The sequence below is a fragment of the Vibrio nomapromontoriensis genome (assembly GCF_050337205.1).
Lineage (GTDB): Bacteria > Pseudomonadota > Gammaproteobacteria > Enterobacterales > Vibrionaceae > Vibrio > Vibrio nomapromontoriensis.
The window spans coordinates 169,279-190,386 of record NZ_JAKJSS010000007.1; the positions used below are offsets into that span (position 1 = coordinate 169,279).

17 protein-coding genes and 1 riboswitch are annotated in these 21,108 nt (G+C 44.9%); of the genes, 4 read left to right on the forward strand and 13 right to left on the reverse strand.

Going from position 1 to position 21,108, the window contains the following annotated elements:
* Positions 1-94: 94 nt before the first annotated feature.
* Positions 95-928 carry a posphoenolpyruvate synthetase regulatory kinase/phosphorylase PpsR gene (gene ppsR, locus L4D05_RS04860; protein ID WP_428793204.1) on the reverse strand — a complete coding sequence of 278 codons (834 nt, stop codon included), beginning with the start codon at positions 926-928 and terminating at the stop codon, positions 95-97.
* A 157-nt stretch (positions 929-1,085) separates the two neighbouring features.
* On the opposite strand from ppsR, the gene ppsA reads away from it, so the two are divergent.
* Positions 1,086-3,479, forward strand: a complete 2,394-nt coding sequence (ppsA, locus tag L4D05_RS04865) for a phosphoenolpyruvate synthase (RefSeq protein ID WP_428750835.1) — start codon at positions 1,086-1,088, stop codon at positions 3,477-3,479.
* A gap of 86 nt (positions 3,480-3,565) precedes the next feature.
* Here ppsA and L4D05_RS04870 read toward each other — a convergent pair whose 3' ends face one another.
* The 4 genes from L4D05_RS04870 to L4D05_RS04885 form a co-directional block, all read right to left on the reverse strand.
* The gene (locus L4D05_RS04870) at positions 3,566-3,922 is read right to left on the reverse strand and encodes a VOC family protein (protein WP_428750836.1); all 357 of its coding nucleotides are present in this window, start codon (positions 3,920-3,922) and stop codon (positions 3,566-3,568) included.
* A gap of 110 nt (positions 3,923-4,032) precedes the next feature.
* Entirely contained in the window at positions 4,033-4,896 is an 864-nt protein-coding gene (locus tag L4D05_RS04875) for a DNA ligase (RefSeq protein ID WP_428793205.1), read from the reverse strand.
* A 225-nt stretch (positions 4,897-5,121) separates the two neighbouring features.
* Complete coding sequence (locus tag L4D05_RS04880) at positions 5,122-5,865, reverse strand: chromosome partitioning protein ParA (RefSeq protein WP_428750839.1); 744 nt, start codon at positions 5,863-5,865, stop codon at positions 5,122-5,124.
* A 78-nt stretch (positions 5,866-5,943) separates the two neighbouring features.
* Positions 5,944-6,102 (reverse strand): hypothetical protein, encoded by a 159-nt coding sequence (locus L4D05_RS04885; RefSeq protein WP_428750840.1) that lies wholly within the window; start codon positions 6,100-6,102, stop codon positions 5,944-5,946.
* A gap of 387 nt (positions 6,103-6,489) precedes the next feature.
* A riboswitch (glycine riboswitch) is annotated at positions 6,490-6,589 on the forward strand.
* Between the two features lie 128 nt (positions 6,590-6,717).
* Here L4D05_RS04885 and L4D05_RS04890 point away from each other — a divergent pair.
* Positions 6,718-8,085: an alanine/glycine:cation symporter family protein gene (locus L4D05_RS04890; protein WP_428750841.1), complete on the forward strand. Its 1,368-nt coding sequence runs from the start codon at positions 6,718-6,720 to the stop codon at positions 8,083-8,085.
* 330 nt (positions 8,086-8,415) lie between these two features.
* Here the strand turns inward: L4D05_RS04890 and L4D05_RS04895 are convergent, their stop codons facing one another.
* Positions 8,416-9,948 (reverse strand): bifunctional NUDIX hydrolase/phosphatase PAP2 family protein, encoded by a 1,533-nt coding sequence (locus L4D05_RS04895; RefSeq protein ID WP_428793206.1) that lies wholly within the window; start codon positions 9,946-9,948, stop codon positions 8,416-8,418.
* A 13-nt stretch (positions 9,949-9,961) separates the two neighbouring features.
* Complete coding sequence (locus tag L4D05_RS04900) at positions 9,962-10,459, reverse strand: GNAT family N-acetyltransferase (RefSeq protein WP_428750843.1); 498 nt, start codon at positions 10,457-10,459, stop codon at positions 9,962-9,964.
* A 173-nt stretch (positions 10,460-10,632) separates the two neighbouring features.
* On the opposite strand from L4D05_RS04900, the gene L4D05_RS04905 reads away from it, so the two are divergent.
* On the forward strand, positions 10,633-10,983 hold the full coding sequence (locus L4D05_RS04905) for a hypothetical protein (protein ID WP_428750844.1): 351 nt from the start codon (positions 10,633-10,635) through the stop codon (positions 10,981-10,983).
* Positions 10,984-11,008: 25 nt separating this feature from the next.
* Here the strand turns inward: L4D05_RS04905 and L4D05_RS04910 are convergent, their stop codons facing one another.
* The 6 genes from L4D05_RS04910 to L4D05_RS04935 form a co-directional block, all read right to left on the reverse strand.
* Positions 11,009-12,889, reverse strand: coding sequence for a propionyl-CoA synthetase (locus L4D05_RS04910; protein ID WP_428793207.1), 1,881 nt, complete (start codon positions 12,887-12,889; stop codon positions 11,009-11,011).
* A 19-nt stretch (positions 12,890-12,908) separates the two neighbouring features.
* A complete protein-coding gene (gene prpF, locus L4D05_RS04915; RefSeq protein ID WP_428793208.1) occupies positions 12,909-14,084 on the reverse strand; it encodes a 2-methylaconitate cis-trans isomerase PrpF in 1,176 nt (391 codons plus the stop codon).
* A gap of 8 nt (positions 14,085-14,092) precedes the next feature.
* The gene (gene acnD, locus L4D05_RS04920; protein ID WP_428793209.1) at positions 14,093-16,705 is read right to left on the reverse strand and encodes a Fe/S-dependent 2-methylisocitrate dehydratase AcnD; all 2,613 of its coding nucleotides are present in this window, start codon (positions 16,703-16,705) and stop codon (positions 14,093-14,095) included.
* Between the two features lie 24 nt (positions 16,706-16,729).
* Complete coding sequence (prpC, locus tag L4D05_RS04925; protein WP_428793210.1) at positions 16,730-17,860, reverse strand: bifunctional 2-methylcitrate synthase/citrate synthase; 1,131 nt, start codon at positions 17,858-17,860, stop codon at positions 16,730-16,732.
* A 109-nt stretch (positions 17,861-17,969) separates the two neighbouring features.
* Positions 17,970-18,866, reverse strand: coding sequence for a methylisocitrate lyase (gene prpB, locus L4D05_RS04930; protein WP_428750853.1), 897 nt, complete (start codon positions 18,864-18,866; stop codon positions 17,970-17,972).
* Positions 18,867-18,931: 65 nt separating this feature from the next.
* Positions 18,932-19,618, reverse strand: a complete 687-nt coding sequence (locus L4D05_RS04935; protein ID WP_428750855.1) for a GntR family transcriptional regulator — start codon at positions 19,616-19,618, stop codon at positions 18,932-18,934.
* Between the two features lie 292 nt (positions 19,619-19,910).
* On the opposite strand from L4D05_RS04935, the gene L4D05_RS04940 reads away from it, so the two are divergent.
* Positions 19,911-20,885, forward strand: coding sequence for a tripartite tricarboxylate transporter substrate binding protein (locus tag L4D05_RS04940; protein WP_428750857.1), 975 nt, complete (start codon positions 19,911-19,913; stop codon positions 20,883-20,885).
* Positions 20,886-21,108 lie beyond the last annotated feature (223 nt).

Consider the following 21,108-nt stretch of genomic DNA (forward strand, 5'->3'; position numbering starts at 1 on the left):
CACACTATAATTACTGTGATACTCGGTCGAGATTCGTCGCCTCCCTAATAAAAGTAACAGCATCGAGTAAATGCTAAAACCACCAGCTAAAAAGCTAAAACAAACGACGCTTAAGCCCCGCCCTTTCCAGAACTCGAGTCGAGATCTCCTCAACAGACAATGAAGAGGTATTAATATAAGGGATCGCTTCGCGACGAAATAGCGCCTCTACACTTGCCAGTTCCTGTAAACACTGCTCGGTACTGGCGTAATCACTACCAGCTAAACGATTCTCTCTTATTTCAGTAAGCCTCTCTGGGTCAATGGTTAAACCAAACAATTTGTGGCGATGGATTTCAAATGCAGGTAGTAAGCGTAAACGCTTGATGTCATCATCAATAAAGGGATAGTTGACCACCCTCAAACCAAACTGCATCGCCATATACAGACTGGTTGGTGTTTTACCACTTCTAGATACTCCCAATAGAATAATGTCTGCTTGTTCAATATTCTTAAGAGACACCCCGTCATCATGCGCTAAGGTATATTCAATAGCGGCAATCCGATCAAAGTACTTATCCGAGTCTTTCGCCACACTATGTGAACGTTGTAATTGAGGTTTAGGCTCCATGTTTAAATCGCCTTTTACCTGAGCCACAACGCTTTCCAGGACATCATAACAATGTGCGCAAGACGCCATTAATTTAGTTCGTATATGTGGCACGACAATCGAGAAGAACACCAAGGGTTTAACACCATTACGTTCATATGATTGATTAATTTCCCTAATGAGTTCATCTACCTTATGGTCACTTTCTACAAATGGAAACGTCTTTTCTCTGGCGGTAACCGAGAATTGCCCCAAAACCACATGCCCCAATGTTTCACAAGTAATCGCTGTTCCGTCAGAAACGTAGAATACGTCACGACTTTGACCTAAATTTTTCATTTTATAGTTAAGTTTTCAGATTATTTTAAGTAGGATGCGTTACATAATATCGATAACAAACCCTAGCATTCAAGAACGTTCCCCCACAGTTTTGAAAAATAAAGTTATCTATTTTTCGACTGAATACGTAAACGATTGCTTATTACCCTACGCTGCAATGTTTCTGGAGATAGACATGCAAAATAATACCCTCTGGTTCGATGGACTTTCCATGGAAGATGTCGACAAAGTCGGCGGCAAAAACGCGTCATTAGGCGAAATGGTTTCTAACCTTTCTAATGCTGGTGTTTCTGTCCCAAATGGCTTTGCCACAACATCTCACGCGTTTAATCAATTCCTTGACTTTGAAGGCCTTGATGAGCGTATCCATGGACTGTTAGATGAACTAGACGTTGATGACGTCGACGCACTGCGAAAGACAGGCGCAATGATTCGTCAATGGGTACTCGATGCCCCCTTCCCTGCGGACCTAGAACAAGACATTCGTTCTAACTACCGTGAATTAATTAATGACAATCCAGCACTTTCTGTCGCGGTGCGCTCTTCTGCTACAGCGGAAGACCTACCTGACGCCTCATTTGCCGGACAACAAGAAACATTTTTGAATGTGCATGGTATTGATGCCGTGCTCGAAGCGACGAAACACGTCTATGCCTCGCTCTTTAATGATCGAGCTATCTCCTATCGTGTTCACCAAGGCTTTGACCATCGTGGCATCTCGCTATCGGCAGGTATTCAACGTATGGTTCGTTCAGACCAAGCGTCATCAGGTGTGATGTTTACGCTTGATACCGAATCTGGTTTTGACCAAGTCGTGTTTATCACCTCCGCTTGGGGCCTAGGTGAAATGGTTGTCCAAGGTGCGGTGAATCCCGACGAATTTTATGTCCACAAGCCGTTACTAGAAGCCGGTCAGGCACCGATCGTTAAAAAGACGTTTGGCTCTAAACTGATCAAAATGATTTACTCCACAAATCAAGAAATTGGCAAACAAGTCGATATCGTTGATACCACGGAGCAAGAGCAAAACCAATTCTCCCTGACGGATGATGAGATCAAAGAGCTAGCGAAACAAGCGATGATCATTGAAAAGCACTATCAGCGTCCAATGGACATTGAGTGGGCAAAAGATGGCATCGACGGTAAACTCTATATCGTGCAAGCTCGACCAGAAACCGTTTGTTCTCAAAACGAAACTAATGTTATCGAGCGTTTCCAGCTCAATAGCAAAGCCGATGTCTTGGTTGAAGGCCGTTCAATCGGTCAACGTATTGGTAGCGGACCTGTGCGCTTAGTGGACTCACTTGATCAAATGTCGCTAGTACAAGAAGGTGACGTACTCGTAACCGACATGACAGACCCAGATTGGGAGCCTGTTATGAAAAAAGCGTCTGCCATTGTGACCAACCGAGGCGGTCGTACTTGTCATGCAGCAATCATTGCTCGTGAACTTGGCATTCCTGCGATTGTAGGGTGTGGCAACGCAACGACATCCTTATCGGATGGTGCAACGGTTACAGTATCTTGCTCAGAAGGTGAAACCGGCTACGTTTATGAAGGCGAACTTGATTTTGAAGTCCGTCGTTCAGCGGTCGATGAATTGCCAATGCTACCGACAAAAGTCATGATGAACGTCGGTAACCCAGACCGAGCATTCGACTTCGCGCAATTGCCAAATGAAGGCGTAGGACTTGCTCGACTTGAATTTATCATCAATAAGATGATTGGCATTCACCCGAAAGCTCTACTTAACTTTGACGCTCAAGACGATGAACTTAAAGCCGAAATCACACAGCGTATTCGTGGTTATCAGGACCCAATCGACTTTTACGTGAGTAAACTGACCGAAGGTATCGCCACCATTGCTGCAGCATTCTGGCCGAAACGTGTCATCGTTCGTATGTCTGATTTTAAATCTAATGAGTACAGCAACCTCGTAGGTGGCCGTGATTTCGAACCACATGAAGAGAACCCAATGCTGGGCTTCCGTGGTGCATCTCGTTATATCTCTCCGGTTTTCGAGGACTGTTTTGAGCTTGAAACTCAAGCAATCAAACGTGTTCGCAACGAAATGGGGCTTAAAAACGTTGAAATCATGATTCCTTTTGTCCGCACACCAAGTGAAGCAGCATCGGTTATTGACCTACTTGCTAAATTTGATCTCCGCCGTGGAGAAGAAGGACTAAAAGTCATTATGATGTGTGAATTGCCATCAAATGCCGTGCTTGCTGATGAGTTTTTGAAGTATTTCGATGGGTTTTCCATCGGCTCAAATGATATGACACAGCTAACGTTAGGACTAGACCGTGATTCCGGTGACGTCGCTCATCTGTTTGATGAACGCAACCCTGCGGTTAAGGCTATGCTGAAAATGTCAATTGATGCTGCCACAAAAGCAGGCAAATACGTCGGAATTTGTGGTCAAGGACCATCGGATCATGACGACCTTGCGGAATGGTTAATGCAACAAGGTATCAGCTCAGTTTCATTGAATCCGGATACGGTTATCGACACTTGGTTAAAGCTCGGCAAGGTCGCCGGCCATCAGTAACTACGAGTCATTACTCTATTCGTAAGCAAGTGATATAGAGCAACTCAAATCTGTTAAGGCGTTAGCAACTCGCTAACGCCTTTTTCTTATCTAGATTCTGACCAAACCGCAAACTCGTTGCCACTTGGTTCTATAAAGTGAAATCGGCATCCACCCGGAAACTCAAAAATCTCACGTATAATACGCCCCTTGGATAGCACCACTTTGTCATAAGTTTGTTCAATATTATTACTGTAAAATACTAATAAGGCGCCCCCCTGCGCTGAAACCGAACTCAAATCGGCCTGATAAAAGCCACCGTTCATACCTTGTCCTGAAAACGCACAATACTCGTCGCCATAGTCTTGAAATTCCCATCCAAATACCGCATTGAAAAAGGATTTAGTTGCCGTCAAGTCCCGTGCGGCAAACTCAACGTAGTCTAATTTCTCATGCATACTCATGTTCACTCTCTTAGCTGGGCAACCTTTACTCATGCACTCGATGAGCGGGTAACAATTTAAGAAGGGTAAAGTATAGGTTCTTGACCAATAATTAACCGCTACTCACATCACTATTCCGGTAGCCTGATCCTGTGGTAACGAGCAAAGCGTGGAATACCGTTTACCGTCCACCCATTGTGCTTAAACGTTATCATATCGCCAAGTTTTGGTGGATTACTGCGTTCTACATCGGTAAACCCCGACCCAATATAAAATCGAGCACCATCATTGAGCTCCACCAAAATCGCGCCCATTTTCCCCTCATATTTCCCCTTACCGGGCTTGTAACCAACGACAATCGCTTCCGCATCTTGCACATTTTTCACTTTAACTAGTGAAGCATTACGTCCTGGGTGATACAACTCACCTTTTTGTTTTAACATTAATCCTTCGCTCCCCGCACTGGTCAGCGATTCTAAGTAATGTTGTAGATCTTTATGAGTGTCAAATGACATCTGTTCAACACATCGAAGGTGGGTCCCTGAGAGACCTTCACAAAACGAATTAAGGAATTGATAGCGTTGTTCAAACTTCCCCATAAGGCCTGGAGCATCAAACAACATATAGTGAATATCTAACCACTGTTCGTTGTTAGGAACCGTATCTAAGACCGTCTGTTGCACCTTGGAAAACTGACCTCTACCGGCCCATAATTCCCCTTCAACCGATATATCAGGCAATTCACTAGTAAACCAATCTGGCGCATTAAGTACCCGTCCAGAACGCGTCACTAGTTTGCTCCCAGTCCAAATAGCACGGACACCATCCAGCTTTTCGCTGACATAATAGGAAGAGATATCTAATTCTTGGTGATAATTGATGGCATTAACCACGGCAGGTTTCGCTTCAACGAACTGCACCGGCTCAGTAAAAGCGACAGAGGAACAAACAAGTAATGCAAGTGTGGTTAACGGAAATAGCGGGGACTTTGGCAAAAGAAGACATCCTATGACGATAGACTGTTTTCTCAATTTAGAGGTAATACTGACGACTATCAGCCTACTCGACTAACAATTACGACTCATAGTGAATGATTTTTTGAACGGAAAGTTATCAATTACACAATTCTTAGGCAGGGTTCAAACTCAACAAACGTAAAATACCCTCACTAATTTCACAATAGCAAACATTAGTGAGGGAGGCATACGAGTAAAATGAGGTTATTGGATACCGAGCTCTTGTTTCAACGTAGCGATATGGTTGAGATCCATATTGTGTACTTTGAGCATCTGATCGATTTGACTTAACCTAGATGTCACACGGTCATGGCGATCACAAGAATCAGATTTAGCGTCCCATGATGTGCCGGCTAAAAACAGATCACAGTCTTTTTTCAACGACTTACTCTCAGGAACAAGTTTCGCTTTCTCTTGCTCAAGCTTCGCTACTTCTGTTTTTAACTCACTTTCACGTTTGAACAACTCTTGAGATTGTTCAAACATCGAGCTTTGAATGTCGGTCTTACGGACTAATTGACTGTTCTTTTCTTCTTGTGTGACGATAGCCTTTTTCTGATTAACTATCTTGCCTTTAAGACTGGCATTCGCCTTTTCCAACTGGGCGACCTTTTCATTCAGCTTATCTAGCTCCTCTTGATGCTCGGCAACTTTAAGTTCAACAGCTTGGCGTAGCCTAAGTTGAGCATCGGAGTCCGCTTGAGCCAATTGCTCGGTAAGCTCTGAGTCCTGTTTTTGAGTGACTTTCAGTGTACTTTGGTACTGAGTATCTAGCTCTTTGTAACGCTGTTGCCAATCATTTTGAGTAATCGTCGCACCAATCAACCCACCAGCAGCAAGACCTAAAGCGGCGGCGATGCCGATGTACAAGCGAGCACGCTTGTCCTTTTGTTCAATGACAACAACATCTTCATTGTGTTGTTCTTGATCTTCCGTTTTGTTTTCCACACAAACCTCTTATGGCGCTTGTACACTCAACTGGGCAAATATTTAGTCGTCGAGATGATAAGTTCTCGAGATAGTAACTTAACGAATTAATTCGGTAACCACTAATGTTGCGACGTAAATAGCAAAACCTGACAACAGGGTGATGACCACACCTTGCTGAACCTTTTCATTCGTTCGGTAACGAAAAAGCAAAAAGGCTAACGTTACCAAAAATGCAATGGCAATTAAACGAGTCATAACACCTCCTTTAGCGACAAGGCTAAGAAATGAACAAAATAGCGTACTTCCAAGGGGTTAACTTGACTCTACACCACTCTAACTTAATGTAAGGTGCGTTAAGTCAGAAACTTGTTCAAATATAACAAATGGCGAAGGCTTGCACTCGAATAAGTGAAAATAAATTGTAAATTTATTCATGACTTATCTAATTAACTGCGCTAGGATTGCATTCGCAGATTATCTACAAGATAGATAATTGTTCCGATGAAGACAGCAGGAGAGCGGTTATTAACTAAGTTTTTACACTTAGTTAACTAAACCCACCGAAGAAGTAAATCTTTCAGGTGCTTTATTCTGAGAAATCAGACTTCGAATTATTCGAAGCGTAAAGTGAGGACTGTTGTTGGAGGAACCTCTGGAGAGAACCGTTAAATCGGTCGCCGAAGGAGCAAGCTCAACGCAAACGTTGAGTGAAACTCTCAGGCAAAAGGACAGAGGAGAGAAAAGCTATATTGAACAACTCATCGTTTTCATGAGTAGTCATGTATTTAGAGTACCCCGTCATCAAGCGGCCTCCGAGTGTGACTGCCCTTTCTCTCTTCTCCTTAAATTTAGTTTTATTAAGGGGAAATCATGAACAACCTACAATCTACACTTCAAACCATCGACAATTTTGTCTGGGGACCACCATTACTCATTCTGTTAGTCGGCACCGGTGTCTATTTTACGCTCAAGCTCGGTTTACTGCAGTTTCGGTATTTACCCACCGCACTTCGCTTAATATTTTCCAAAGAAAACTCCAATAATGGTGATATCTCTAGTTTTGCAGCACTGTGCACCGCCCTTTCCGCAACGATTGGTACTGGGAATATTGTCGGTGTCGCGACCGCAATTAAACTCGGCGGCCCTGGCGCACTATTTTGGATGTGGCTCGCGGCCGTATTTGGCATGGCAACGAAATACGCAGAATGCTTACTAGCGGTTAAATATCGCACGACTGACGACAAAGGCCAAATGTTAGGTGGCCCAATGTACTACCTTCGTGACGGTGTTGGGTCTCGCGTCCTAGCCACTATGTTTGCCGTCTTCGCGTTGGGCGTGGCGTGCTTTGGTATTGGCACCTTCCCACAAGTTAATGCGATTCTTGATGCCAGCGAGATTTCCTATGGTGTATCACGAGAAGTCTCTGCGATCATCCTTACTGTTCTCGTCGCTTTTGTCACATTAGGTGGCATTAAATCCATCGCGAAAGTGGCTGGTAAAGTCGTACCGGCAATGGCAGTGTTTTATGTAGTTGCTTGCATGAGCGTCATTATCATCAACGCTGACCAATTATATGGCGCTATTGAGCTTGTAATTGTCTCGGCATTTACCGGAACGGCAGCAACAGGTGGATTTGTGGGCGCCAGCATCATGCTCGCGATTCAGTCTGGTATCGCTCGTGGTGTTTTTTCCAATGAAAGCGGACTTGGCAGTGCTCCTATGGCGGCAGCGGCAGCACAAACAGATAGCTGTGTTCGCCAAGGGCTTATTTCTATGACGGGAACGTTCATCGATACCATCATTATTTGTACCATGACGGGACTAGCATTGATCTTAACCGGAGCTTGGCAAGGCGATCTAGCAGGCGCGGCAATGACCACTCATGCATTCGCTATTGGACTTAATAACGACACTCTGGGCCCACTTCTGGTCTCTACTGGCCTTATTTTCTTTGCCTTTACGACAATTTTGGGCTGGAACTACTACGGCGAACGTTGCGTCGTTTATCTCATGGGAACAAAGGCCGTACTACCGTACAAAATCATCTTTGTTGGCTTAGTAGCATCTGGCGCATTCTTACATCTAGATATGATTTGGATTATCGCCGATATCGTCAATGGGTTAATGGCAATTCCCAATTTGATTGGCCTTGTACTGCTAAGAAATGTTGTCATCGAAGAGACTAAGCTGTACTTCGCTGATAAGTCATCAGGTAACACACTGGCCGTTAATCACTAACGCTTGGTTCCGTCCTTAGTAAGGACGGAATACACCTAACAAAAAGGTCTGCTTTATGCAGACCTTTTCACTATATAAACATAATATCCGCAACACTATCGATCGCCGCGTCAGCCGCTCCATTTAATTGACTGGCTAAATTGGCCATCAGCGCAGAGCACGCTGCTATTACTGCAATAATCATTTGAACGCTCCTCTTCAGTGGAGTCGTAGATTAATACAAGTTTTAAAGCAAAATTTGCCTTTATACGCCAACAGTGGAAGTATGGCTCTTGAGTCTTCGAAAGCAAGTCTCCTTCGAAGAGGCAACAATACCATTAGAAATAACGGCTAACGACATTGCTGATTACGAAATAAAATCATAACAACTGCTGGCACGATTATGATGATGGGGACGACCAAGGTTTGCAGTAGTAGTGACCCTATCCCGCTATGCGCTACAGCATCTTCCAAATGAAAGTAGCCAATCAACAAGGCTAAAATTACCGATAGCGAATATAACAACTCTCGCAAACACATTCGTGAGCGTGGTGGACAATAACTACTTGCGACGGCAAAGAGCAACATGCCAACACAAAGGGCTAGCCAACTCAGAAATGAAGGGAACTGCCATATATACGCAAAAAGTGCCGCAACGACAGTAAGCACAACCCATACAGTGGTGCGCGTAAAAGTATAATCTTCACTCACTGTAAGACTGAAATGATGTCGAATAAAGTGCCAGCCTACTAGCGCGCCAATAATTGCGCCCGCGAGCATGTCGGATAAAAATGCACCACCACTAATAAACTGATAAAACGCAATGATAATAGTGACAAAAAACGCGCCAATGGCAAACTTGCCAAGGTGATTAGGTTTAATTTGGCTCACGACTATACTCGAAATACAAATCCAGTTCGCCATCAACAAATCAGGGAAGCTGAATCCACTACGTTCATTGTAATTGAGTGTAGGCAGGTAGGCATGCGGTACAGGGAAGCTAAAACCTTGCTTTGCTACCAAAATAAATAATGAGGTTGCTGTCACCGCAAACATGAGTTGAGCGGTAAAGTGTCGCCCCCACAACCAAATAAACAGTGGCAAGAATGCGATAAGTAACAGGGGCTGAATTAATACATAGAGGATCTTTCCACCCAGTAACACTACCTCTTGAAGTTGTTTTGGGGCATTCACTAATGCTTCTTGTGTACTTGATAACCAAGACAACTCCACTTGATGGATTCGAGGCGCTGAGCTGATTAAATTATCAATATAACTAATTGGCTGATTGCTTAATGACAAAAACATGTCCTCAACCAGAGGCCATTGTTGCGGGTAACGGTATTCCTGTGGCGACACAGTTTTTGGGCTGAGTAAATTAGCACTGCGAACTTCCACACCAAAGTGAGGTGCGAAATAAATAGGTAGCTCTACACCACGCCCATAGTTAGTTTCGCTATAAGCAATGATATCGGACTCAACTAAACACTCATAAAATACCGCTCGCTGCGTTCTTCCTAGTTCTCTGCCAACAACAACTACTAGACCCGCTTCTTCCCAGGTTTCTCGCTGGGCGGCTAATCGTGGGTCCTCATTATTCTCTATCGTCCCACCGGGAAGTGATAGCTTACCCGTGACTATTTCATCAACAAGTAAAATTCGATCATCGCTGCGAACCAAACATAAAGCACCTCTCACCGTTGGGGCTAACGGCGGATCGTTATGTACAAATGGTTGTCGGAGGCTATCCGATAGTTCATTAAATGTAGTCACTGGCGTCTTAGACGACGTCACAAATGTGCTGTCCGAAGAAGCAAAGCTCTGATGTATTGTTAATAACGCCAGCAAAAGCGTAAAAGCAATATGGCTCAAAATTTGAGTCACAAAAGTACCTAAATTATATTTTTTTTCTAAGACAATGAATATGAGGGGAAAATCCCTCTTTATTATATAGATTAAGTGCCGCTCGATTAAAATTCCACACTTCAACCATTATTTGCGATGCCCCAAGTTCACTTAAACGTTGCTCTGCCTCGGCAAGTAACGCTTGTGCATAGCCGTGTTGTCGGTAACTTGGCAGGACAAACAGTTCATCGATATTCCCCACTAAACAAGCGCGACTAATCGGGGATACAAGTTCACAAAACTGCGCCGTAACAAAGCCAACGATTTGATTGTCAAAGGACTGTGAACCATCAACGGTGAGTACTAGGACCAAACACTCAGGTGAGTCTAGATAACGGGCAATACTCTTTTCTTGCTGCACTTCTTCCGCGGACTTGAAATCTTCTGGCACGGCTTTGTGATGATACTGATGTAATTCATACATAAGCTCATTCAACGTTTCCAGATCGTCTGCTTTCGCAGAACGGATAGTAAAGGCTAAATCGATCATAACGGGATTAAATGTTGCAAAAAAGAGAGCTGTTTACAAATGTACGCCTAGTGTGAGGGTTTTGTCAGGTATGTGCAAATAAAAAAACATAAGGAAATATGATGGCCGACACTCTTGGGACAGTATCACACAAATCACTGACTATACTTACCAAAAAGCCAAGGAAAACCAAGATGAGACAATCACTACTGTTATTACTATTTTCGTTATTACTATGTCCGTTATTACTATGGTCCCCCTATTCATTGGCCACATTGCCAATGAAGTGCTCGTTAACCGCGACAAGCGACCACTTTTGGTTTTATCAAGAGCAACTGGTTTTTCAAAGTGAACAGTTCGTCATTTTCCAAAATTTTAAAGGCAGAGTCGTCACACAGATTGACCTAAAGACCGGAAAATTCAGCCGAACCACATATATCGGCGAACCATTTACGCCAAAATATCAAATACTATTTGGCAGCTGCGAAGAACCGAACCATATCCTTAAAATGTGGCACATGAATTCGGTTCCTTACGACAATTAGTTTCGACGCTTCGTTTAACAACGGGTTAGTCTGTATGCAGTGCTTTTTCAAGTTCGGACAAACTGCTCGGATCATCTATTGTCGATGGTACGGTATAACTCTCACCATCAGCAATTTGTCGAATGACACGACGTAAAATTTTGCCTGAACGCGTTTTTGGCAAACGCTCTACGACCAGTGCATGTTTGAAACATGCTACCGCCCCTATCTCTTGGCGAACTTTGCCAACTAATTCATGCTCTAGTTCACCATTGTCCACGTTCACACCGTCTTTCAATACCACAAAACCTAGTGGCAACTGCCCTTTTAAGTCATCATGCACCCCTACCACAGCGCACTCAGCAATGGCAGGGTGACCGCCAACGATCTCCTCCATTTCTCCAGTAGATAATCGGTGTCCAGCGACATTTATGACGTCATCGACACGACCCATGATAAATAAATAGCCATCGTCATCCAGATACCCGCCATCACCTGATACATAATAGCCTTCAAATTGACTCAGATAGCCCGATTCAAAACGATCGTGATTTCGCCATACTGTAGTCAAACAACTCGGTGGCAATGGCCGTTTCAGCGAAACAAAACCCTGTTGATTGGCTGCGACTGGTTCACCTAATTCATTTAATATCTCGACCTTAAATCCCGGGCTTGGTTTAGTGGAAGAGCCCGCTTTAATTGGCATAGCTTCAATTCCGAGAGGATTACAAGAAATAGCCCAACCAGTCTCGGTTTGCCACCAATGATCGATAACAGGTTTTTGGGTATGTTGCTCGACCCAATCAAGAGTCGGTGGATCAAGTCGTTCACCTGCCATGAAAATGCTTTTCAGTCCACTTAGGTCATAGTTTCTGAGCGCTAAACCGTCAGGGTCTTCTTTCTTAATCGCGCGAAACGCCGTAGGGGCTGAGAATAAGACTTTCACATCATACTCTTCACAAACCCGCCAAAACGCACCGGGATCGGGGGTTCTTACCGGTTTACCCTCAAACAATATAGAGGTGCAGCCATGAATAAGTGGTGCATAAACAATATACGAGTGCCCCACTACCCACCCCACATCCGAAGCCGCCCAAAACACGCCATCGGTAGGCATATCGTAAACCGTGTTCATTGAATATTTCATCGCCACGGCATGCCCACCATTATCACGCACCACACCCTTTGGCTTACCCGTTGTTCCAGAAGTATAAAGAATATACAGCGGGTCAATCGCCAGCACGGGTACACAAGCATGTGGCAGAGCTTTCTCGTACTCAACTTGCCAATCTAGATCGCGGTCTTGACCTAACTCGGCTTCACATTGCTGACGCTGAAGCACAAAGACTTTTTCAGGTTTCCATCGGCTGTCCATAATTGCTTGGTCAACCAAAGGTTTATAAGGCAGGACTTTATTAATCTCAATACCACAAGAAGCGGTCATAATGACTTTTGGTTCGGCATCTTCAATCCGTACAGCAAGTTCACTCGGAGCAAAACCACCAAACACCACCGAATGAATCGCTCCAAGTCGTGCACACGCTAACATTGCCATTGCAGCTTCAGGGATCATTGGCATATAAATAACAACACGGTCGCCTTTTGTAACGCCTTGCTTAGCCAACATTCCTGCAACTTTCGCCACTTTATTTCTTAATGAATAGTAACTAAATTGCTGCTTAACTCCCGTAACTGGTGAATCATAAATAAGTGCGGTATTGTCGCCGCGGCCTTGCTCACAATGATAATCCAATGCCAACCAAGCGGTATTCATTAGGCCATCAGGGAACCAACGTTCAATACCATTTTCATCTTTTTCTAATATGGTTTTTGGCGCTTCAAACCAATCAATCGCTTTTGACTGATGCTGCCAAAACGACTCTGGTTGTTGCTCGGCCCACTGATATTCTTTTTGATATGCAGACATAATGCGTCCTCCAATATGTCTAATTCATTGTATCCGATGGCACGCGAACCCAACCTTCCATAAGGATTCTCGCACTTCGACTCATGATAGCTTTATCGACAGTCCAACCTGCTGATGCTTTTGACGCGGTCGCGCCGACTTTTAACGTCCCAGACGGATGACCAAATGTCACCGCCTGCCGAGCACCACCTCCTGCTGCCAGATTGACCACCGTTCCCTCCACACTTGCGGCACAAGCGATAGCAACTGCTGCCGTGCCCATCATTGCGTGATGCAATTTTCCCATAGACATCGCTCGTACTAACAAATCAACATCATCAGCACTAATTGGCTTTTCGCTAGATGAGAGGTAGCTTTTAGGCGGTGACACAAATGCCAGTTTCGGAGTATGTTGTCGGGTCTTTGCTTGTTCTATCGAATCAATCAGGCCCATTTTCACCGCGCCAAAAGCGCGAATGCTCTCAAACTTGTCGAGCCAGTTTGGGTCACTATTAATATCATCTTGTAGCTCATCGCCATTTAAACCGAGTTCATTGGCATTAATGAAAATTGTCGGAATACCCGCATTTATCAACGTTGCGTTGAAAGTGCCGATGTTGGGAACGCTAAGATCATCGACAAGATTACCTGTCGGAAACATAGAACTAGTGCTGTCACTAGGATCGACAAACGCGACTTCGATCTCCGCCGCAGGAAATGTCACGCCATCTAGCTCAAAGTCTCCCAACTCTTGTACTTCACCATCGACAATAGGGACGTTGGCAATAATCGTCTTACTGATATTGGCTTGCCATATTCTCACGGACACAACACCATTTTCAGGAATTTTCTCTTTATCGATAAGTCCGCTATGAATGGCGAATGGACCTACCGCCGCAGATAAATTGCCACAATTACCACTCCAATCTACAAACGCCTTATCAATGGATACTTGACCAAACAGATAGTCAACATCATGTTCTGAGCAAGCACTCTTAGACACAATTACCGCTTTACTGGTGCTTGAGGTTGCACCACCTAACCCATCAATCTGCTTAGCATAAGGATCTGGGCTACCAATAACGCGCATCAGCAGTTTATCTCGCGCCTCACCTGGTTGTTGGGCTTCTATCGGCAGGTCTTGCCGATTAAAAAACACCCCTTTACTCGTCCCACCGCGCATATAGATCGCAGGAATTCTGATTTGTTTGGTCATAAATCCTCCTACTGCGCTAAGAAATCTTGAGCGAAGCGTTGTAAAACACCACCGGCTGAGTACACCTTCACTTCATCTGCGGTATCCAGTCGACATGTCACGGCCACATCAAGCTTTTCACCGTTAGCTCGTGTGATCACCAATGCTAGATCGCAACCCGCTTTAATTTCTCCTACGACATCGTAAGACTCCGTTCCATCAATCGCTAAACTCTTTCGGTCTGTTCCGGTTTTAAATTGCAGTGGTAATACGCCCATACCCACTAAGTTGGTACGGTGAATCCGTTCAAAGCCTTCCGCTACAATCGCTTCAACTCCCGCTAAGCGCACACCTTTCGCAGCCCAATCTCGAGATGAGCCTTGCCCATAGTCAGCACCTGCAACAATAATCAATGGCTGTTTGCGAGCCATATAGGTTTCAATCGCCTCCCACATGCGAGTCACCTTGCCTTCTGGCTCTATGCGCGCCAATGAACCTTGAACGACAACCCCCTGCTCTTCCACCATTTCATTGAATAGCTTAGGGTTAGCAAAAGTAGCTCGTTGCGCCGTTAAGTGATCGCCTCGGTGCGTCGCGTATGAGTTATAGTCTTCTTCAGGTACACCCATAGTGGTTAAATACTCACCCGCGGCACTACTTGCTAAGATGGCATTGGAAGGTGACAGATGGTCAGTGGTAATGTTGTCACCTAAAATTGCTAGCGGTCTCATCGCTTGTAGTGTGCATTTCCGAGCTAACGCCCCTTCCCAATAGGGCGGTCTACGAATATAGGTACTTTGCGCACGCCAATCGTAAAGTGGACTGCTAGATTTTTCAGCTTCATCCGGTTTAAACATCTGGATATAAACTTGATTAAATTGCTCAGGCTTGACGTGCTGATTCACCACCGCATCAATTTCTTCGTCGCTTGGCCAAATATCAGCCAGATAAATAGGCTGACCCGATGCATCAAGCCCAAGCGCATCACGCTCAATATCAAATCGAATCGTTCCCGCCAACGCGTAAGCGACAACTAAAGGTGGCGATGCTAAGAACGCTTGTTTCGCATAAGGATGGATACGCCCATCAAAATTTCGATTTCCAGACAATACTGCTGTCGTGTATAGATCGCTGTCGACTATCTCTTTTTGAATTTTGGGATCAAGCGCGCCACTCATGCCATTACACGTTGTGCAAGCATAGGCCACGATACCGAACCCTAGTTTCTCTAACTCAGGCAGTAATCCGGCGTCTTCTAAGTACAATTTAGCGACTTTGGATCCCGGAGCAAATGAAGATTTCACCCAAGGTTTACGAAGTAACCCTAACTGGTTGGCTTTTTTTGCGATAAGACCAGCTGCTACCACGTTTCTTGGGTTACTCGTATTCGTGCATGAAGTAATGGCTGCAATGATGACGGCGCCATCTGGTATGTCGTCAGAATGTTGTTGCCACTCACCCGCAATACCCTGCTGGGTAAGCTGCGCAGTGGGTAAACGTCGATGCGGATTAGACGGCCCTGCCAATGTACGTTCCACAGCAGACAAATCAAACTCCAACACCCGTTCATAATTAACATTTTCTAGTGTTTTCGCCCATAAACCTGTGTGTTTCGCATACTGTTCAACAAGCTTAACTTGTTCATCATCGCGTCCGGTGAGCTTAAGGTAATTGATAGTTTGTTCATCAATATAGAACATTCCTGCCGAGGCACCATACTCTGGGGTCATGTTTGATATGGTTGCCCGATCACCGATCGTCAGTTTCTTAGTTCCTTCACCAAAGAACTCTAAATAGCTCGACACGACACGCTGAGCACGAAGAAACTCCGTCAGTGCCAAAACAATGTCCGTCGCAGTTATCCCCGGTTGACGTTCTCCAACGAGACGCACGCCAACTATATCGGGTAAACGCATCATTGAGGGACGACCTAGCATAACCGTCTCAGCCTCAAGCCCTCCAACACCAATAGCGATGACGCCAAGTGAATCGACATGCGGAGTATGGCTATCGGTACCCACACACGTATCGGGGAATACAATACCCTGCTTAACTTGTACAACAGGGGAAAGCTTCTCTAGATTGATTTGATGCATAATGCCGTTACCAGCAGGTACGACACTGACATTCTCAAATGCGGTTTTGCACCACTCAATAAAATGGAAACGATCTTCGTTTCTACGCTCTTCGATAGCACGGTTTTTTTCAAAAGCGTCCGCTTCAAAGCCCGCATGTTCCACCGCTAAAGAGTGGTCGACAATAAGCTGGGTCTCTACCACTGGATTGACACTTGCAGGATCGCCACCCTGATTGGCAATGGCATCGCGTAGGCCCGCTAAATCAACCAACGCAGTTTGTCCAAGAATGTCGTGACAAACGACACGCGCTGGATACCAGGGAAAGTCTTTATCTCGACGTCGATAAATAAGCTGGGACAGACAACCTTCTAACTCTAATGGGTCACAACGACGCACCAGATTTTCGGCTAATACCCGTGACGTATACGGGAGCTGCTCATACGCGCCCGCTTCAATATCATTGACCGCCGAACGCGCGTCATAATAATCCAGCTGCGAATTGGGGAACGACTTGCGATATTGATAGTTAACGGTTGGGTTAGAGTCACTTGTTTGATTAGACATATTCCACATCCTTTGCCTTACCGGTTAATCACGCTCGTCAATAGCGACCCATTCTCTTGCATCAGGCCCTTCATAATCCGCACTTGGCCTAATAATGCGATTATTAGCTCGCTGCTCGTAGACGTGCGCAGCCCAACCAGTTAATCGACTCATAACAAAAATTGGTGTAAACAATTTAGTGGGAATATCCATGAAGTGATAAGCAGAAGCATGGAAGAAGTCAGCGTTACAGAACAAACCTTTCTCACGTTTCATTACTGATTCAACTCGAACTGAAACGTCATAAAGGTACGTATCCCCAACCGCTTCAGATAACGATTCTGACCAACGTTTGATCAATGCATTTCTTGGGTCACTCTCTCGATAAATGGCGTGACCAAAGCCCATAATTTTGTCTTTATTAACCAACATTTGCATGATGTTGGCTTCCGCTTCTTCAGCGCTACGCCAATCTTGGATCATATCCATTGCCGCTTCATTTGCCCCACCGTGCAGTGGACCACGTAAGGTGCCAATCGCAGCTGTGACGCATGAATGAATATCTGAAAGCGTTGACGCACAGACTCTGGCGGCAAACGTGGACGCATTAAATTCATGCTCAGCATATAGGATCAAAGAGCAATGCATGACTTTCTTATGCAGCTCTGAGGGTGCTTTGTCAGTGAGCATTTTAAGAAAGTACCCACCAATACAATCTTCCGTATAGTCTTGGGTGTCAATTCGCACCCCGTCATGGCTATAACGATACCAATAACAAATAATCGCAGGAAATAACGCTAACATTCTTTCTGTCGCAGATTCTTGCTGTGAAAAGTCTAATTCCTGCTCCAAGTTGCCTAGCATAGAGCAACCCGTTCTCATTACATCCATCGGATGTGCATCCGCAGGAATCAGCTCCAACGCTTTTTTGAGTGATTCAGGTAAACCACGCAACCCAACCAGTATCGTCTTATATTCATCCAGCTCTTTTTGATTAGGTAAATGACCTCGAAGTAACAGGTGCGCCACTTCTTCAAATTGTGCATTGTTAGCAAGATCGGTAATATCATAGCCTCGATACGTTAACCCCGTTCCCGACTGACCGACTGTACATAAAGATGTGGTACCCGCGCTCTGGCCTCTAAGACCTGCTCCACCTAGTGTTGAATTAGGCATATTGAACTCCTTTTCCCGCTCTTGTCCTTTATAGGATCTATTATCACGGCATCATGTTATTGGATTAATTTAGTTAAATGGTTTTCTTACAATTCGTCTATTTCACGTATCATTTCTGATCAGCAAACAACTGATCTAGCTTATCTTCGTAACTGTGATAATTCAGGTGTTCGTACAGCTGGGCTCGTGTTTGCATGCCTCCCGTCAACGCCTCTTGATTACCGACATCTAGTAAGTGCTGGTATACGTTTTCCGCCGCTTTGTTCATCGCTCTGAATGCTGAAAGAGGATAAAGCACCATATCAACACCAACGCTCGCTAGCTCGTCACAACCAAACAGAGGGGTTTGACCAAATTCAGTAATATTGGCAAGAATAGGTACCTCTTTCCCGGTTGCCTCGTTCAGCGCCGCTTTAAACTGCTTGTAGTGTTCTAATGACGTCATCGCTTCGGGAAAAATCATGTCTGCGCCCGCTTCCACATAAGCAATGGAACGCTGTATAGCTTTATCCATTCCCTCTACTGCTAGCGCATCAGTTCTCGCCATGATGACAAAGCTATCGTTCACTTTGGCGTCCACGGCAGCTTTAATGCGATCAACCATTTCTTGTTGGCTTACCACTGCTTTGTTCGGACGATGTCCACAACGTTTTTGCGCCACCTGATCCTCAATGTGAACGGCAGCCGCGCCCGCTTTTTCTAATGCTTTAATCGTACGCGCGATATTAAAAGCACCGCCAAAACCGGTATCAATATCCACAAGTAGAGGTAAGTCACAAGCATTCGTGATGCGTTCAACATCCACTAACACGTCATTAAGTGTGGTAATACCAAGATCTGGCAATCCATACGACGCATTAGCGATTCCTCCGCCAGAGAGATAGATGGCTTGATGCCCAACGTTTTTCGCCATCATGGCGCAATATGAGTTCACCGTTCCGACCACCTGTAACGGGTTATTATTAGTGACAGCGTCACGAAATAGTTGACCTGGGGATACTGACATTTTCTGTCTCCTTGTCTTTTCAATGCTCTTATTGTCGACAACTAGAGCACTACGATTGATTTTGATTAACTCTTTAGACTTTTTTCTATTAACACTTTGCTTCTTGAGATATGTCGCCTCATCAATAGCTCGGCCAATTCTTGATCTCTATTCTTTATGGCGTCCAAAATAAACAAATGTTCTTTTAGCGCCGCCTCTGGGCGAGACTGGGTTCTAGGGGATTGATAGCGATACATCCTAAGTAAGTGGTAAAGCTCATTACACAACAAATTCACTAACTGACTGTTTTGACTTGCTTTGATAATTCGATAATGGAAGTCAAAATCCCCATGCTGATGAAAATACGATGCTCCATCTACTTCGTCGATGTGCTCCGAGTGCCTTGCTAATAGCCCTTCCAGTTCACTCACTTCTTGATCACTGATATGCTGCGCGGCCAATCTTGCCGCCATCCCTTCTAAGGCTTCACGAACGGAGTAAAGCTCTATTAACTTCTCTTGAGACAATGTGATAACCCTAGCGCCTACATGCGGGATACGTTCAATAAGGCCAAGCCCCTCTAGTCGCATGATAGCCTCGCGTAAAGGACCACGACTCACTTCAAAACGCTTTGCCAATTCCGGCTCGGATATTTTGCTACCGGACGCAATTCTTCCCAGAACGATCTCTTCTATAAGGCACTCTGTTAAATTCTCTGACTTAGTTCCTTCTTTAGAAGAGACTTCATCGCTCATTACTAGACCTACATTCATCTACGCTATCACCTATTAAAAAAGCCACACTGTTGACAATCCCGCTAAACACCTGGCTATTTAAGCAACGATTTGCGTCAAATTCAACCACATTGTCGACAATATAGACTAATGTCTAACATTTACATATTGCCATGAACTTTATGAACAATATTTACCCTATGCCCTTTATTCTCAATATCGACGCTTTATTGATAACCTTGTAACAAATACATAACCTTTGACTAACCCAGAGAGGTCCCGTCAGGTGAGCAAATACTGGCAGACAATAGTCAACATAAGGAACGTGAACATGTTTAAGGCATTAAAACCAACACTCGCTGCTTCAATCGTGGCAGCAACACTGTCATTTGGTAGCTATGCAGCTGATCTTGAAAAAATTCATTTCATCATCCCTGGTGGCGCAGGCGGCGGTTGGGATATGACCGCTCGTGGAACCGGTGATGTATTGGTAAAAGCGGATATTGTCGACAATGTTTCCTTTCAAAATCTATCCGGTGGTGGTGGCGGCAAAGCAATTGCTCACTTAATCGAAACCGCTGAACGCCAAGAAGATACGTTGATGGTGAATTCCACACCTATCGTGGTTCGCTCACTAACTGGTGTATTTCCCCAATCTTTCCGCGACTTAACGCCTGTTGCGGCAACTATTGCTGACTACGGCGCGATTGTCGCCCCTGCAGATTCACCATATAACACATGGGAAGACGTAGTCGCAGACTTCAAAGAAAACCCACGCAAAGTAAAAATTGCCGGCGGTTCAGCACGCGGCAGCATGGACCACCTCGTTGTGGCGGCGGCATTTAAAGGCGAAGGTTTCGACCCTAAGAAAGTACGTTATATTGCCTACGATGCGGGCGGTAAAGCGATGGCAGCACTGTTATCTGGTGAAACTCAACTACTTTCCACAGGCTTAGGCGAAGTACTTGAAATGTCTAAATCAGGCCAAGTCAAGGTGATAGCAGTAACGGCACCTAAGCGCCTAGAAGCGGCACCCGATATCCCAACACTCACCGAATACGGTAACGAAACCGTCTTTGCTAACTGGCGTGGATTCTTTGCGGCGCCAGGCGCAAGCGAAGAGAAAATCAAAGAATGGACGGATGCTTTGTCGAAAATGTACACCACCGACGAATGGGCAGTTGTTCGTGACCGCAATGGTTGGATTGATAACTACAAACCTGACCAAGACTTTTATAAATTCCTAGAAGATCAAGAAAAGCAAATGGGTACACTGATGACAGAACTCGGTTTCCTGAAAAAATAGTCATTGCACCTATACCTGTGACCCGGTAAGTCATTCTCCGGTCTACCGGGTACTTATTTAGAGGAGTAAACCTCCTCTAATCTTTATTTTTGCCGTCCATAAGACACAACAATGAATCCTTCAATTCATTGGCGTGACTAGCTGTACTCCTTTGTTTATAGGGTATCGCTGACAGAGTCTTTGGTTGTGAGTCCTCAACTGCTTCTCTGTTAACTACCCTCTT

Excerpts from the sequence above, each read along its gene's own strand:
- ppsR (WP_428793204.1), bottom strand. The coding sequence starts at position 928 with ATGAAAAATTTAGGTCAAAGTCGTGACGTATTCTACGTTTCTGACGGA.
- ppsA (WP_428750835.1), top strand. The coding sequence starts at position 1,086 with ATGTTTCTGGAGATAGACATGCAAAATAATACCCTCTGGTTCGATGGA.
- L4D05_RS04870 (WP_428750836.1), bottom strand. The coding sequence starts at position 3,922 with ATGAGTATGCATGAGAAATTAGACTACGTTGAGTTTGCCGCACGGGAC.
- L4D05_RS04885 (WP_428750840.1), bottom strand. The coding sequence starts at position 6,102 with ATGACTCGTTTAATTGCCATTGCATTTTTGGTAACGTTAGCCTTTTTG.
- L4D05_RS04890 (WP_428750841.1), top strand. The coding sequence starts at position 6,718 with ATGAACAACCTACAATCTACACTTCAAACCATCGACAATTTTGTCTGG.
- L4D05_RS04900 (WP_428750843.1), bottom strand. The coding sequence starts at position 10,459 with ATGATCGATTTAGCCTTTACTATCCGTTCTGCGAAAGCAGACGATCTG.
- L4D05_RS04905 (WP_428750844.1), top strand. The coding sequence starts at position 10,633 with ATGAGACAATCACTACTGTTATTACTATTTTCGTTATTACTATGTCCG.
- L4D05_RS04910 (WP_428793207.1), bottom strand. The coding sequence starts at position 12,889 with ATGTCTGCATATCAAAAAGAATATCAGTGGGCCGAGCAACAACCAGAG.
- prpF (WP_428793208.1), bottom strand. The coding sequence starts at position 14,084 with ATGACCAAACAAATCAGAATTCCTGCGATCTATATGCGCGGTGGGACG.
- acnD (WP_428793209.1), bottom strand. The coding sequence starts at position 16,705 with ATGTCTAATCAAACAAGTGACTCTAACCCAACCGTTAACTATCAATAT.
- prpC (WP_428793210.1), bottom strand. The coding sequence starts at position 17,860 with ATGCCTAATTCAACACTAGGTGGAGCAGGTCTTAGAGGCCAGAGCGCG.
- prpB (WP_428750853.1), bottom strand. The coding sequence starts at position 18,866 with ATGTCAGTATCCCCAGGTCAACTATTTCGTGACGCTGTCACTAATAAT.
- L4D05_RS04935 (WP_428750855.1), bottom strand. The coding sequence starts at position 19,618 with ATGAATGTAGGTCTAGTAATGAGCGATGAAGTCTCTTCTAAAGAAGGA.
- L4D05_RS04940 (WP_428750857.1), top strand. The coding sequence starts at position 19,911 with ATGTTTAAGGCATTAAAACCAACACTCGCTGCTTCAATCGTGGCAGCA.